The organism is Antrihabitans cavernicola, assembly GCF_008297975.1.
GTDB classification, from domain to species: domain Bacteria; phylum Actinomycetota; class Actinomycetes; order Mycobacteriales; family Mycobacteriaceae; genus Antrihabitans; species Antrihabitans cavernicola.
In genome coordinates, this window is sequence record NZ_VLNY01000001.1 from 500,806 (window position 1) to 515,191 (window position 14,386).

The 14,386-nt window shown below is 64.7% G+C and carries 17 protein-coding genes; 8 read left to right on the top strand and 9 right to left on the bottom strand.

Features of this window, described 5'->3' with window-relative positions:
* Positions 1 to 34 precede the first annotated feature (34 nt).
* A complete protein-coding gene (locus FOY51_RS02475; RefSeq protein WP_149428590.1) occupies positions 35 to 616 on the top strand; it encodes a TetR/AcrR family transcriptional regulator in 582 nt (193 codons plus the stop codon).
* On the top strand, positions 613 to 1,353 hold the full coding sequence (locus FOY51_RS02480) for an SDR family NAD(P)-dependent oxidoreductase (protein ID WP_149428591.1): 741 nt from the start codon (positions 613 to 615) through the stop codon (positions 1,351 to 1,353). The genes FOY51_RS02475 and FOY51_RS02480 overlap by 4 nt, the downstream gene beginning before the upstream one ends.
* Here FOY51_RS02480 and FOY51_RS02485 read toward each other — a convergent pair whose 3' ends face one another.
* The 3 genes from FOY51_RS02485 to FOY51_RS02495 are packed head-to-tail and all read right to left on the bottom strand — an operon-like array spanning position 1,354 to position 3,449.
* On the bottom strand, positions 1,354 to 2,646 hold the full coding sequence (locus FOY51_RS02485) for an ArsB/NhaD family transporter (protein WP_149428592.1): 1,293 nt from the start codon (positions 2,644 to 2,646) through the stop codon (positions 1,354 to 1,356).
* Between the two features lie 6 nt (positions 2,647 to 2,652).
* Complete coding sequence (locus tag FOY51_RS02490) at positions 2,653 to 3,165, bottom strand: CBS domain-containing protein (protein WP_235916055.1); 513 nt, start codon at positions 3,163 to 3,165, stop codon at positions 2,653 to 2,655.
* Positions 3,162 to 3,449, bottom strand: coding sequence for a cation:proton antiporter regulatory subunit (locus FOY51_RS02495; RefSeq protein WP_149428593.1), 288 nt, complete (start codon positions 3,447 to 3,449; stop codon positions 3,162 to 3,164). Before FOY51_RS02495 ends, FOY51_RS02490 begins: the two co-directional genes overlap by 4 nt.
* A gap of 134 nt (positions 3,450 to 3,583) precedes the next feature.
* On the opposite strand from FOY51_RS02495, the gene FOY51_RS02500 reads away from it, so the two are divergent.
* A complete protein-coding gene (locus tag FOY51_RS02500) occupies positions 3,584 to 4,576 on the top strand; it encodes a HAMP domain-containing sensor histidine kinase (protein WP_149428594.1) in 993 nt (330 codons plus the stop codon).
* Positions 4,573 to 5,205, top strand: a complete 633-nt coding sequence (locus FOY51_RS02505; RefSeq protein ID WP_149428595.1) for a response regulator — start codon at positions 4,573 to 4,575, stop codon at positions 5,203 to 5,205. Before FOY51_RS02500 ends, FOY51_RS02505 begins: the two co-directional genes overlap by 4 nt.
* Positions 5,206 to 5,217: 12 nt before the next feature.
* Here FOY51_RS02505 and FOY51_RS02510 read toward each other — a convergent pair whose 3' ends face one another.
* Positions 5,218 to 6,126, bottom strand: coding sequence for a cutinase family protein (locus tag FOY51_RS02510; protein WP_149428596.1), 909 nt, complete (start codon positions 6,124 to 6,126; stop codon positions 5,218 to 5,220).
* Positions 6,127 to 6,291: 165 nt separating this feature from the next.
* Here FOY51_RS02510 and FOY51_RS02515 point away from each other — a divergent pair, with 165 nt between their 5' ends.
* The 3 genes from FOY51_RS02515 (at position 6,292) to FOY51_RS02525 (ending at position 8,655) form a co-directional block, all read left to right on the top strand.
* Complete coding sequence (locus FOY51_RS02515) at positions 6,292 to 6,876, top strand: class I SAM-dependent methyltransferase (protein WP_149428597.1); 585 nt, start codon at positions 6,292 to 6,294, stop codon at positions 6,874 to 6,876.
* A gap of 103 nt (positions 6,877 to 6,979) precedes the next feature.
* Positions 6,980 to 7,402 carry a YciI family protein gene (locus FOY51_RS02520; protein ID WP_149428598.1) on the top strand — a complete coding sequence of 141 codons (423 nt, stop codon included), beginning with the start codon at positions 6,980 to 6,982 and terminating at the stop codon, positions 7,400 to 7,402.
* Positions 7,403 to 7,404: 2 nt separating this feature from the next.
* Positions 7,405 to 8,655, top strand: coding sequence for an RNA polymerase sigma factor (locus FOY51_RS02525; protein ID WP_149428599.1), 1,251 nt, complete (start codon positions 7,405 to 7,407; stop codon positions 8,653 to 8,655).
* Positions 8,656 to 8,731: 76 nt separating this feature from the next.
* Here FOY51_RS02525 and FOY51_RS02530 read toward each other — a convergent pair whose 3' ends face one another.
* The gene (locus FOY51_RS02530) at positions 8,732 to 9,847 is read right to left on the bottom strand and encodes an FAD-dependent monooxygenase (RefSeq protein ID WP_187776139.1); all 1,116 of its coding nucleotides are present in this window, start codon (positions 9,845 to 9,847) and stop codon (positions 8,732 to 8,734) included.
* A gap of 80 nt (positions 9,848 to 9,927) precedes the next feature.
* Here FOY51_RS02530 and FOY51_RS02535 point away from each other — a divergent pair, with 80 nt between their 5' ends.
* On the top strand, positions 9,928 to 10,548 hold the full coding sequence (locus tag FOY51_RS02535; RefSeq protein ID WP_149428601.1) for a TetR/AcrR family transcriptional regulator: 621 nt from the start codon (positions 9,928 to 9,930) through the stop codon (positions 10,546 to 10,548).
* Here FOY51_RS02535 and FOY51_RS02540 read toward each other — a convergent pair.
* From FOY51_RS02540 to FOY51_RS02555, 4 genes are all read right to left on the bottom strand, one after another.
* Positions 10,527 to 11,138, bottom strand: a complete 612-nt coding sequence (locus tag FOY51_RS02540; RefSeq protein ID WP_149428602.1) for a LapA family protein — start codon at positions 11,136 to 11,138, stop codon at positions 10,527 to 10,529. The genes FOY51_RS02535 and FOY51_RS02540 overlap by 22 nt on opposite strands.
* Positions 11,139 to 11,144: 6 nt before the next feature.
* Complete coding sequence (gene arfA / locus FOY51_RS02545; protein ID WP_149428603.1) at positions 11,145 to 12,290, bottom strand: channel-forming protein ArfA/OmpATb; 1,146 nt, start codon at positions 12,288 to 12,290, stop codon at positions 11,145 to 11,147.
* A 62-nt stretch (positions 12,291 to 12,352) separates the two neighbouring features.
* Positions 12,353 to 12,841, bottom strand: a complete 489-nt coding sequence (locus tag FOY51_RS02550; protein WP_149428604.1) for a hypothetical protein — start codon at positions 12,839 to 12,841, stop codon at positions 12,353 to 12,355.
* A 47-nt stretch (positions 12,842 to 12,888) separates the two neighbouring features.
* The gene (locus FOY51_RS02555; RefSeq protein ID WP_149428605.1) at positions 12,889 to 14,355 is read right to left on the bottom strand and encodes a glutamate synthase subunit beta; all 1,467 of its coding nucleotides are present in this window, start codon (positions 14,353 to 14,355) and stop codon (positions 12,889 to 12,891) included.
* Positions 14,356 to 14,386 lie beyond the last annotated feature (31 nt).

The window sequence follows — 14,386 nt, forward strand, 5'->3', positions numbered from 1 at the left end:
GACAGATCAGTTCAAAACGCCTACGCTCGCGGCTATGGCCAGACCACGGGAGTTCACGACCGATGACGTCGTCGCCAAGGCGATGGACTGCTTCTGGAACGGCTCGTACGCGGGGACGTCCACGGAGGACCTGTGCCGCTCGACCGGCTTGTCCCGCAGCAGCCTGTACAACACGTTCAAGAGCAAGAACGAGATCTACCGTCAGGCCCTGCAGCGCTACGGCGTTGCCAAGGACGTCGAACGGCAGGCGTATCTGACCAGGACCGGTACCGGCCGCGAGCTACTTCGGGCCCTGCTCGACGACGTGATCGTCGGCCAGTTCGACGTCGAGAACCAACGCAGCTGCATGGTCGTCAACGCCGCTGTGGAGGTCGGGCGTTCGGACGCCGAGATCGCGGGATTGGCCCGCCACAGCCTTGCCGAGTTCCACGATCTGCTGGTCGTTCTGATCGATCGGGGACGGCTCGACGGCACCATCGCCGACGGCCCGTCGTCGGACGAGTTGGCCGACGTCGTCCACGCCACCCTCAACGGCCTGCAGGTCGCGGCACGGGTCGCTGACAGCGATGCCGCGAACCGTCGCGCCGTCGACACCTTGATGGGACTGATCCGATGACCCGGGATAGCAGCACAACCGAATTCGACGGCCGCACAGTCTTTGTCACCGGCGCAGGCTCAGGAATCGGCCGCGCGGTCGCCGTCGCATTCGGCGAACAGGGCGCGCATGTCGTGCTGGCAGGACGATCACGCGATGCCCTCGCCGAGACGGCAACCTTCATTCCCAACGCCGCTATCGCACCGATCGACGTCACCGCAGAAGAATCGGTAGCAACTGCGCTGCGTGACAACACGATCGACGTTGCGGTCAACGCGGCAGGTCTGCTGCGTGCCGGACCGCTTGCGGAGATGGAAACCAGCGATTTTGACGCCCTGTTCGACACCAACGTCCGCGGCCTCTGGTGGTGCATGAAGCATCAGATCGCGGCGATGCGCGGCGGCGGCGCGATCGTCAACATCGCATCGAATATCGGTGCGCACCAACGCAGACCGGGGATGGGCGCCTACGCCGCATCGAAGGCGGCGGTGAGTGTGCTGACCCGGACGGCGGCATTGGAGAACATCGCTGACGGCATCCGCATCAACGCGGTCAGCCCGGGATCGACGGAGACGACCATGTCGCTACGCCCCGGCGAAACACCGAGTGATCGGGATGCTCGTCTCGCCACTGCGAATCCCTCTGGCAGAGCTGCACATACGAGCGAGATCGCCGCGGCTGTCCTGTGGTTGGCGTCGGATGCGGCGTCGTACGTCGTGGGTCAGGACATCGTGGTCGACGGCGGAGCCAGCGCGTGACTACATGAAATACCGCAACCACACGTAGACCCACGCCATCACCGTCGTCAGGAACGTCACCACGATTCCGTATTTGGTGAACTGCCAGAACGAGATCGGGTGACCAGTCCGCGCGGCGATGCCGATCGCGACGACGTTGGCACTCGCGGCGACCGCTGTGCCGTTACCGCCGAAATCGGCACCGAGAGCAAACGCCCACCACAGTGCCCGACCGGTTTCCGGATCGGGCACCTCGGCAACCACACCTTCGACTACCGGGGCCATGGTGGCGACGTAGGGAATGTTGTCGAAGAATGCGCCGAGGATCGACGACCCGAACAGCAATGCCGTCGCGGCGACAAAGTAGTTGTCGCCGAACGCTTCCACCGCCCAGGTGCCCATCGCTTCGATCACGCCGGTGTGCACCAGGCCTGCCACCATCACGAACAGACCCATGAAGAACACGAGCGTCGGCCACTCGACGTCCCGAAGCACGCCGCCCACTTCGGCTTTCGACACCAGCAGCATCACACCCGCACCGAGCAGTGCCACGATCGACGGCTCCAGATGCACCACCGAATGCAGCACGAACCCGATCACCACGACGCCGAGCACCACCAGGCACCGCACCAGTAGCTTGACGTCGGTGATGGCCCGTCGCTCCTGCAGCGCCATCACCGCCGCGACGTGCTCCGGGTTGTACTGGAACGACTTTCGAAACAGCACGCGCGTCAACAGCACGAACGCAATGAAGGTGATCACCACGATCGGCGCCATGTTCGCGAGAAAGTCGTTGAAGGTCAACCCAGCTCGGCTACCGATGATGATGTTGGGCGGATCGCCGATCAGTGTTGCCGCACCACCGATGTTGGATGCCAACACCTCCGCGATCAGATAGGGCTGCGCGGCGATCCGCAGCCGATTGCACACCACCACCGTGACCGGCGCGACCAACATGATCGTCGTGACGTTGTCGAGGAACGGCGACGCGATCGCCGTGATCCCCATCAGCATCACCATCAGCCGATAGGGCTCGCCCTTGGAGCGCTTGGCGGCCCAGATCGCAAGGTAGTCGAACAGCCCGGTCTGCTTGATGATCGAGACGATGATCATCATGCCGAGCAGCAGGAAGATGACGTTCCAGTCGATGCCCTCGTGCTCGGAGAAGAACACCTCGGTGCCGGGGATCAGACCCAGCGCCGCCATCACACCGGCGCCGATCAGCACCACCTTGACCTTGTCGGCCTTCTCGGTGGCTATGAAGAAGAACGCAACAGCGAAGATGCCCAACGCAATTGGGCCACCGAGAGGCATCGCCGGTCAGTCGTCGGGGCCGAGTACCGCCAGGCTGGTGAGCAGGCGCTCCAACGTGATCGCCCCGACCAACGTGCCGTCCCGCTCGACGACCGCCACCAGGGGACTGTGCTGGCGAGCCATCAGCGCGGCAACCTCGAGCAGAGTTGCGTTGCGCGGCACCGTGACCGGGGTGGTCGCCGGGCCAGGAAGACAGTCGCGGACCACCATGTCGCCGAGCTCGAGCCAGAAGATGTCCGCGTGCGCCTCGTCGATGGTGCGAGCCAACGCCGGATCCGCTTGGTACTCGCGGGGAACCGCGAGTCGCAGGACCTGGGTGCCCGGCAGCACCACAGTGGGGCGGCCACGATCGTCGACGACGATCAGCCCGGGTAGACGACTCACCACCATCACCCGCACAGCACGTGCGACGGTGTCGCGGGTGGTGACGGTCGGAACGTGCTGTGCGATATCGCCGGCTTGCATGACGTCATCTCCTCGGCCGAAGCCCGCGATCCTTCGTGCACTGGTCACGGTCATGACGCTTCCCCCACCAATTGCGCGAGCCGCCGCTCTACGGTCGCGAGCCGGTCGGCGATCGCGCGATTGTGCAGCATTTCGGCAACCTGATCGGCCTCGTCGCCGTCGAGCACGATGGTCTCCAGCGGCTCGTCGACGTCGGCCGCTTCTCCACGTCCGCAGCCGTAGACCATCAGCGTTCGATGGTTCGATTCGTCGACGAGCACGCCGAAGCTTTGACCGCCCCGGGTCCTGAGATGGTGGACCACGCCGACGCCGGGAACGGTGCTGCGACTGATCTCCATGTGCAAAGTCTTGCCACCGCAGGTCCGGAGCACTATCCGGTCCAGCACCCATCTCTATGGGGGGTGCGTTATGCAGACGCGTGGGTGCCGGGTCCCGATGGACAAACCGGGCACCACAGGGGAACTCTGGTCACATGGTCACCGCGCTCGACGCACGCTCGACCCAACCTGCGCGCGCACTGTTTCGACGCATGTTCGTCATCAACGGCTTGGTCTTCACGATCGGCACGCTGGTCCTCGCGCTGTCGCCCGCCACGGTGTCGGCACCGATCAACCTGACCGAGATTCCGGTGTTGCTGATCGGCTTGACGATCATCGTCGCCACCAACGCCCTGCTCGTCCGTCGCAGCTTGGCCCCACTCGAGGAACTCACCGGACTGATGCAACGAGTGGATCTGCTGCGCACCGGAGTCCGCATCGACGACAAGACTCCGCGCGGAGATCTGACACACCTGATCCAGACCTTCAACGCGATGCTCGATCGTCTCGAAGCCGAACGCACCGCCAGCAGTGCACACGCACTCGCGGCGCAGGAGGGCGAGCGGCAGCGCATCGCGCGCGAACTGCACGACGAGATCGGGCAAAGCCTGACCGTCGTGCTGCTCGGGCTCAAACACGCGGTCGACCGCGCACCCGCCGAGCTGCGCCCCGAACTGCACGCGGTCCAGGAAACGGTGCGATCCAGCCTCGACGAGGTCCGACAGGTCGCGCACCGCCTACGACCTGGCGTGCTCGCCGATCTCGGTCTGCACAGCGCATTGAGCTCGCTGAGCAGCGAGTTCTCCCGAATCAGCGGCATACCCGTCACCCGTCGCGTCGACCCGGGCCCGCTGGAGGTCGGCAACGACGTCGAATTGGTGGTGTATCGCATCGCGCAGGAAAGCTTCACCAACGTCACCCGACATGCGCACGCGAGCGCCGTCGAACTGCGGCTGACCAAGGATCCAACCGCCCTGACGCTGCGCGTGGTCGACGACGGCATCGGCGGTGTCCGCCACGACGGCGCGGGCATCCGCGGCATGCGCGAACGCGCGCTGCTGGTCGACGCCGAGCTGACCATCACGTCACCGGCGGACGGCGGCACCGAGGTCAGATTGGACGTCCCCAACGGAAAGGCTCGTGCATGATTCGGATCCTGCTCGCCGACGACCATGCACTGGTCCGGCGCGGCCTTCGACTGATCCTCGACGCCGAGCCCGACCTGACCGTTGTCGCCGAAGCATCCGACGGCGCGGAAGCCGTCGATGCCGCCGACGCCGACCTGGTCGACGTCGCGATTCTCGACATCGCGATGCCCCGCATGACCGGCATTCAGGCGGCGCGCGAAATCTCGCGACGGGCGCCGGGGATCCGCATTCTGATCTTGTCGATGTACGACAACGAGCAGTACTTCTTCGAAGCGCTCAAGGCAGGCGCGTGCGGCTACGTGCTCAAATCGGTGGCGGATCGCGATCTGATCGAGGCCTGCCGGGCGGCAATGCGCGGCGAATCGTTCATCTATCCGGGCGCGGTGACGGCCTTGATCCGCGACTACCTGCAACGCGATCGAGTGCCGGACAGCATTCTCACGCCGCGCGAAGAGGAGATCGTGAAGCTGATCGCCGAGGGCAACTCGTCGAAGGAGATCGCCGAAACCCTGGTTATCAGCGCCAAGACCGTCGACCGACATCGCGCGAACATTCTCGCGAAGCTCGGCATGCGCGACCGACTGGATCTGACCCGCTATGCGATCAGGTCGGGGCTGGTCGAGCCGTGAGCCGACGTTCGGTCAGGCGAGGTCGCGCAACCAGTTCCGCACCCACGACGTCGCCGAGTTACCGGCACCGTCCACGGGATAGTTGGCGTAGTCGGTGTGGATCTGCGACTGGTAGAACTTCTCGAGCTGGTTGACGCGATCCTTGTTGGCCTGATCGCTGAGCTGGCTCTGCAGCAGCGGAATGCCACCGGACGTCATCAGGTCGCCGAAAATCGCGGCGCCTTCCTGCTGGTACAGACCGAACTTGGCCGGGTTCGGATCGGAGGTCTGCGCGAGGAAGCCCGCGAACCGCATCACGAAATCGTCCTTCGACGTTGCGCAGTACAGATCGCCGACCGCACAGAAGGTACGAACCGCAGGCGTGACGAATCCGAAACCGCCTGGACGCGGGCCGCTTGCGCCGTTACCTGCGACGGGCGCTCCGATCAGCGCGTCGGTCTGCGACCGACGCGGGTCGGAAATCAGCCCGACCGCCACCAGTCGGTTCGGCGGGATGACGCCGATGCCGGTACCGATCTCGGCCGCGAGGTCGCCTGCAGCGTCGGCACCCTGGCTGTAACCGATGAGCGCGATCTTGGTGTTACCGCACTGCTGTGCCATTGCGCCGACCATGCCGCGCGCGTTGTCGACGGCCTGATTCTTCGAGCGACCGTAGACGTCGCCCTCCCACGGGAAAGCGGTCGCGGCGTAGCTGACGTAGTCGCTGCGGACGTTGCCGGGCAATCCGGCCGTCACGTTGGTGAGCATGCCGGGGCGGGCTGCGGAGTGGTCGGAAGTCTCCCAAGTACCGGGAATTGCAACGACATACAGATCGGGGCAGGCGCCCGGAACCGCATTCGCTACCGAACTGCCGCCGACCACCAGACCGGATACAACTGCTGCTACAGCAGCCGCTGCTGCACCCAATTTTCTCGCTAGCATTTCAACCGCTCCCAGAAGTTACGTCCCGAACCCGTTGCGCCGCCGATCGTGTCACTGCTCTGTGACAAAACGATGCACGAACGGTAAACGCAGGTTACTCAGAGGCGTGACGCGCGCCAAGTCGGATTCCCCGGCGGTGACCCAGGTGACATTAGGGTGACCACTGTGAGCACAGAATCTGCCGATTACGCGGAGCGATTACGCAAGAAGCAGACCGTCTGGTGGAAGCGGGCGCTGCACGTCCAGGCGCCGTACCACTGGAATCTGCGCAGGCAAGGGTTGGGTCGAACCCTCGACGTCGGCTGCGGCATCGGCCGCAACCTGGCAGTTCTCCCTGCAGGCTCCGTCGGCGTCGACCACAATTCGGAATCCGTCGCCATCGCCCGGTCGATGGGCTACGACGCCGTCACGTCGAAAGAATTCCTGGGTTCGACACCACCTGCGTCGTTCGACGGGATACTGCTCGCCCACGTCATCGAGCACATGGACGCCGACAGCGGCGAGAAGCTGCTGCGCGAATATCTGAAGTTCCTCAAGCCCGGCGGCAAGGTGTTTTTCGTTTGCCCGCAGGAGCGCGGCTACGACAGCGACCCGACGCACGAACGCTTCACCACCGGCGACGATCTGGTGGAGCTGTGTCGCACCGTCGGGCTTGTTCCGCAGGTTCCGTTCAGCTTTCCGTTCCCTCGCAAGCTGGGAAAGATCTTCATCTACAACGAGTTCTGCTTGCTGGCGCGACGCCCGGCCTGACGCGAAGAAAAAGATTCTGCTCGGCTGTCGATTCGGGCGGCGGCCGTTCGACCTATGGCCGAGCGAGCCCGAGCGAGGCTCGAAGAAACCGAGGAGACACACCATGAAGTACATGCTGATCATGCGCGCGACCGATGAAACCTTCGAGGCGTTCGAGGGCGCCGACTTCAACGAGATCATGGACTCGATGGGCAAGTTCAACGACGAGCTGATCCGCGCGGGTGTCCTGCTGTCGTGCGAGGGCTTGGACCCCGATGCCTCGTCGGGCGTGGTCGTCGACTACTCGTCCGAGCCGCCGGTGGTGACGGACGGGCCGTACGGCGAGACGAAGGAGCTGTTCGGCGGATTCTGGCTGCTGAACGTCGCATCGAAGGAAGAGGCCGTCGAGTGGGCCAAGCGCGCCCCGCTGGCGGGCAAGGGTTCCAAGGCGGAAATCCGCCGCGTCACCACCATCGACGAGCTTCCCCAGGACAACGTCTGGATCCAGAAGGAGCGGGCCTGGCGCGAGTCGACGGGCCAGCTCTGAGGATGACGGACTCGACGGGCCGCGAGGCCGTCGCCGCCGTATGGCGGATCGAGTCGGCACGGATCGTCGGCGCGCTTGCGCGCTACACCGGCGATTTCGTGCTGGCCGAGGATCTGGCGCAGGAAGCCCTCGCGGAGGCTCTCGTGAACTGGCCGCGTGAAGGAGTCCCCCGTAATCCGGCGGGGTGGTTGCTCACGGTGGGTCGTCGGCGGGCGATCGACGGCTTTCGACGCCGCTCCGCGCTGGACGCACGCTACGCAGGCATCGCCCGCGAATTGGACGAGGCACCCGAGGCGGACGACCAGCTGTGGGATCCCGATCGGATCGACGACGACGTCCTCGCCCTGATCTTCGTCTCCTGCCATCCGCTGCTCTCGCGGGAAGCTCAGGTGGCACTGACGCTGCGGGTGGTCGGCGGTCTGACTAGCGACGAGATCGCGCGAGCGTTCCTGGTCCCGGCAGCCACCGTCCAGGCCAGAATCACCCGCGCCAAGAAGACTCTCGGTGCCGCGGGCGTGCCGTTCGAGGTACCACCCGCGGACGAGCGGACCGCTCGGCTGGGCTCGGTGCTCAGCGTGGTGTATCTGATCTTCACCGAGGGTTCGACGGCCAGTTCGGGCGGCGATCTGATTCGATTCGATCTGGCAGGCGAGGCCCGACGACTTGCCCGCGTCCTCACGCACCTGATGCCCGACGAGTCCGAGGTTCACTCGCTGGCGGCACTGCTCGAATTGACGGCCGCGCGGTTTCCGGCACGTACCGGCGCGGACGGCGAGCCAGTACTGCTCGAGGACCAGGATCGGCGGCGGTGGGATCGGTCGGCGATAGAGCGCGGCCGGGCGGAACTCGCGCAGGCCATGCGCGTCGGTCGCGGTTTGGGCTATTACGGGTTGCAGGCAGCGATCGCCGAATGCCATTCGGTTGCAACGGATGCGGGTTCGACGGACTGGGATCGCATCGTGTTGCTCTACGAAGCACTCGGACGGCTCGCGCCGTCACCGGTGGTCGACCTCAATCGCGCGGTAGCGGTGTCGATGGCACAGGGTCCGGCAGCCGCTTTGATCCTCGTCGACGAGTTGGTGGCTGCAGGTTCGCTCACCAATTCGCATCTGCTGCCGACGGTTCGAGGCGAACTGCTCAAGCGGCTGGGTCGGACCGATGCGGCTCGCGTCGAATTCGAATCGGCAGTTCGCTTGTGCAGCAACGATCGTGAGCGGACGGTGCTGGAACGCAAGCTTGCGGAACTAGGCTGACAGCGTGAGTTGCCTGACCTGCTGATCCGTTGCAATTCCTCCCGTTTTCCGGGAGGAAATGCAACCAATGCGGAACTCATGCCGATGAGCGCACGGCCCGAAGCGCTCGGTTCCGCAATGCCAGGTCCAGTCGGTGCCTCGGCACGAGAAACCGTGCTCCCAGTCGGACAGCCGTTGCGGACGACACCTTCGGCTGATGGATCTGCTGGTACCGGCGAAACGCGTGCGCGTGGTCGGTGGTCGCAGCCAACTCGGCCGCCAATGTGTGCGCGCCGATGATCGCCTTCGACGAGCCGTTGCCCAGTAGCGAGACGCTGGACGCCGCATCGCCGACAAGCCCGACGCGCCCATTCGACCAATTCGGCACTCGCACAGCCGCAATCGCATCCAAGAACACGTCGTCACTGGCCATCGTGCGTTCGAGCAACTCTGCTGTCCGCCAGCCACCGCCCGCAAAGGCGTCCGCGACGAGTGCGCGATGCGCGTCGCCGTCACGGTAGTCGAACCGTGCCACCTCGGGTCGATGGAACATATACGCGATGATCGGCGTGCCGGTGCCGGGATGAACGCTCACCATCCGCCCTGGCTCGTTGTAGATCTGAACTTCATCCGGCAGGACGGCCAGATCCGGCGCGCGCGTAGTTGCTATGTAGAGCCCGAGGTAGGTGCGCCGCGCGTCCGCATCGAACGCCAATCCTCTTGTGTGCGATCGCACTCCGTCCGCACCGATCACCAGATCGACGGTGATCTCCGCGCCCGACGTCAGTGTCACGTCCACGCCGCGATCGCGCGGGGCGAGTGACGCGATGCTCTCACCCCAGCGCAGGTCGACCTTCGAAGCCACCGAACGGATCAGCACGCCGACCAGGTCTGCTCGGGGAATCTCGATCTCTTCGCTCGAGCGTCCGGAACCGACGTCGTTCTGAGTTGCCATCCGCGCCACCGCTGAACCGTCGGCCGCGACGATCACCGCCCGACGTGCGGTCGTGGCCGAGGCGCGCAGCTCGTCGAGCAGCCCCATCTTCGCCACAACCGACATGGCCTCGCCCCGAATATCGACGGGATTGCCGCTGGAGCGTTGTTGTTGCGTTCGCTCGAGAATCGTGACGTCGAATCCGTCACGAGCGAGCCAGTACCCGAGGGTGACACCGGCGATGCCAGCACCGCTGATCAAAACTCTTCGTGTTTCCATCATCCAAGTATGCAGTCACTGCAAATTTGCGTCAACTGCATTATTGCGGTAGCTGCACGAATCCGTCTACAGTGGCAGCCATGAAGACGGCCGAGCTCGGGCTTCGTGAGCGCAAGAGGATACGGACTCGATCAGCGATCATCGACGCAGCCTGCGATTTGTTCGCCGAACGCGGCTACGAGGCGACCACCCTCACCGACATCGCCAAGGCAGCGGGGATCGCACCCCGAACCTTCTTCGGCTTCTTTCCGACGAAGGAAAGCCTGCTGTTCGCGGAGTCCGACACCAGAATCGACGGCGCGGTCACAGCGGTGCTCGCCGACGGTGACACCGATGCCGATCCAGTAGTGGCCCTGCTGAGGGCGCTCGATCAAGCCCTCGTCGAGCAGAACGACGAGATGACCGGACGACTCGCCGCGGTGCGCACCCAGTTGCTACGTGACGAACCGGCGGTCGCCTTGATCGGAGCGCAATTCCAATACTTGGCATCCCGACGAATTGCCGCGGCATTGGTCGAGGCATACCCGCACCTCACCCCAGTCGCCGCCGGTGCATTGGCGGGAGCGTTTGTCGGCGCTGCAGGCGGAGCAGTCGACGCGGCACACGCGCAGGAGTCTCCCATCGACGTCGACCAGATCCGCGCCGCCGTCGAGGGCGTGCTCGCGCGTCGACCTGACGTTCAGCGGCGGTCGTCCGGGTAGGGCTCGTCGTAGCTGGGACGGTCGTAGTTCGGGACCTGGTAGTTCGGCGGATCGTATCGTGGTGGGTCGTATCTCGGTGGATCATAGTGTGGCGCATTCGGATTGGCGGCAGGCGAGTCCCACTCCGAGGGGGACGGAAATACCGAGCGACCCGGCTCCGATTGCTGGATCGGCTGCTCCGGGTAGATCGGCGCTGCCGGCGATTGATGCCGTCCGGCTTGATCGTCGTAGGTGGTTTCCAGGACGTCGTAGCTGGTCTGCGGGTGGTCGTAGGCAACTTGCCGATCGTCGTCGACGACAGGGACGTGCTCGGCCTGTGGTTCCTCGACCGACTGTGGTTCCTCGACCGACTGTGATTCCTGAACTGCCTCCGGCTCCCGGTGCCTCGGCGTAGGTTCCACCGCTGCGGCATCGAAACCTGCTGTCGAGGCGGACGATCCGTGCGCGCCGAAACCACCGATCCGCTCCTCGGTCACTTCGACCTTCTCCTTGCGCGCCGACCACGCCAACGCGAAGCCGATGACGATGCCCAGCACCAGAGCAATCAGAATCCAGATCCATGTTTGGCCGAACAGGTAGCCCACTGTCATTCCTCCCTAGAGAACGATGATCTCGACGCGGCGGTTGGCTGCCTGGCCTGCTGCTGTGTTGTTGGTGGCGATCGGCCGTTCGGCCGCGAACCCCACTGCGGTCATGCGTTCCGGTGCGATGCCTGCATCGATCAACTGAGTCCGAACTGCTTGTGCGCGTTGCTCGCTCAACGGTTGCGCGTTGAGTGACGGCCCCGGTGTCTTCGCCACGTGACCGTCGATCTCCACCCGCGCATCCGGGGCGGACTTCAACGCATCCGCCACCTGCGCAACAGTTTTGGCGCCCGCCGACGTCAACGTTGCGGTGTCGGCCGCAAACGTGATCGCCTGACCTGCGATAAGACCGTTGATGCGCTGCTGAAGGGCACCCTTGTCGAAGGTCGGCGGAGGCGCCGGTGCGGGAGCCACGGCCAGCTGGTTGATGACGTTCTGTCCCGGTAGTCCGGCGCGGACTTGCGCCTCGACGTTCGCCTTGTCTGCGTCGTTGGCGACGGTCCCGGTGAGCGTGACGCCGTTGCCGTCGACTCTGGCGTTGATGCCGGACGTGCCGAGGGTACCGATCAGAGCCGCGACACCAGCACCGTCGATCGACGGCTTGGCGCCGTTGGGAACGGCAATCTGATCGACGACCTGACGGCCGTTCGCCTTGGAATTCGCCGCATTCACCAGTGCGGTCTTGGTTGCGGTATCCGGAACATTGCCGGTCAGGGTGATCTTGTCGGCGCTCACCGCGATGTCGAGTGGCGACGCCTGTGCAGGAACGGATGCCGCGCCGTCGGTCGAAACCGCAACTGTGCGAACACCGTCGAGATCCTGCACCACCTTCTTCGCGTCACCTTCCTTGCCCGTGGGAACGCCGCTCAGCGTCACATCGCGACCGTCGACACTCACCTGCGCGTCGGGGATCCCCGAATTCAGCAGCGCGGCACGGCTGCGAAGTGACAGGTCGTCGCGGATCGCGTCGCGTTTACCGAGACCGGTCAGCGTGGCGAATGCAGCAAGAATCAGCGGGAGCAGCACAACCGCAATCAGTAACGGTAGCCATGGAATTCGACGCGAATAGGTAGTGGTGGTAGTGCGCCGAACGATCTGGTTGTCGGTTGCGTCTGTATCCACCCGACTCTCGGTCGGGTCGAAGGTGTTGCTGGACATACTGCTCCGTGAAGACCTCGGCGCCGGTCACGCGATTTGGCGACCTGGCTAAGTCTTAGCACTCAGCGCAGTTCCTCGCCGCCCGAACACGCCTTGGTTACCCCGTCGAAATAGTGCTGGATCGTTGCTGTGTCCCAACCGTGCGCTTCCCGAATCCCCGTTGCGATGGTTTCGAGATACGGCTGTGACGGCGGATTGAGCGCCGCCGACGACCTGCCGAGTTCACTGGAGAAGGTGAGCATACGAATGCCGTCGTGGACTCCGAGCTCCAGAATCCGGTCGTAGACGGGTGGTTCCTGGGCGCGAACATCGTCGAATTGCTCGGCCGTGATCAGGTACGCGCGGGCAGGCGTGCTGCCGGGGATCGTCGGGTCGTAGTAGGCACGGCCGCCGCCCCACACCCGCGATTCGCCAGCGAAGAACACGGTGCCGGGCAACGTGATCGGCATCGACCGCATCGGCAACGTGGCATCGCGCGCACCGACGTGCGTAATCTTGCCGCCGGGCGCGACACCGCCGCGGAGATAGGCCGCCAGCCGGGCCGACGACATGTTCGACCCGTAGCTGACGTACAAGACTGTGTCCGCGGCGGAAACGGTTACCGCTGCGGTGCCGTCGTCGGCAGGACCGGTGACGGCAGTGCCGTCTCCCCCACCAGGAAGGTGTCGACCGCTGCGGCCGCTGCACGACCCTCGGCGATGGCCCACACGATCAACGACTGGCCACGACCCATGTCGCCTGCGACGAAGACGCCGTCGACGGTGGTTGCCCACTTGTCGGTGCGCTTGACGTTGCCGCGATCGGTGAACTCGACGCCGAGGCCTTCCAGCAGTCCCGGCTTCTCCGGCCCGACGAAGCCCATGGCGAGCAGCACCAGGTCGGCATCGAGGGTGAAGTCGGAGCCTTCGACCTTGGTGAAGCGGCCTTCGACCATCTCGACCTCGTGCGCTTCGAGACCGGTCACCTTGCCGTCTTTACCGACGAACTGCTCGGTGTTGACGGAGAACACGCGCTCGCCGCCCTCTTCGTGCGCCGACGAGATGCGATACATCAGCGGGTACGTCGGCCATGGCGTCTGCTCGGCGCGAGACTCCGGCGGACGCGGCATGATCTCGAACTGGTGGATGCTTGTCGCGCCCTGACGGTGCGAGGTGCCGAGGCAGTCGGCGCCGGTGTCGCCGCCACCGATGATGACGACCTTCTTGCCCTTCGCCGTGATCGGCGGCTGACCGTTCTCGTCGAGCACGTCGTCGCCGAACTGCACGCGGTTTGCCCACGGCAGAAACTCCATCGCCTGATGGATGCCGTCGAATTCGCGGCCCGGGATCGGGAGATCGCGGGCTGCGGTCGCGCCGCCTGCCAGCACCACGGCGTCGAACTCTTCCTGCAGTTCGGCAGCGGTGATGTCGACACCGACGTCGACGCCGGCCTTGAAGATGGTGCCTTCGGCTTCCATCTGCGCGAGCCGACGATCGATGTGGCGCTTCTCCATTTTGAACTCGGGGATGCCGTAGCGCAGCAATCCGCCGATGCGGTCGGCACGCTCGAATACGGTGACCGTGTGACCGGCGCGCGTGAGCTGTTGTGCCGCAGCAAGTCCGGCGGGACCGGAGCCGACGATGGCAACCTTCTTACCGGTCAACCGCGTCGGGTAGACCGGCTGCACCCAGCCTTCTTCGAAGGCGCGGTCGATGATCTCGACTTCCACCTGCTTGATGGTGACCGGGTCCTGGTTGATGCCGAGGACGCACGACGCCTCACACGGCGCCGGACACAGCCGACCGGTGAACTCCGGGAAGTTGTTGGTGGCGTGCAGACGCTCGATCGACTCGCGCCAGCGGTCCTTGTACACAAGGTCGTTCCACTCGGGAATCAGGTTCCCCAGCGGGCAGCCGTTGTGGCAGAACGGAATACCGCAATCCATGCAGCGGCTGGCCTGGTCCTTGAGGGTGTCCTTCGAGAAGTCTTCGTAGACCTCTTTCCAGTCCATCAGCCGAAGCGGAACAGGCCGACGGACGGGAGTCTCCCGGACTGTGTGCTTTAGAAATCCCTGGGGATCAGCCATTTGTTGCCCCGTTCAAGAATTTACGTGCATC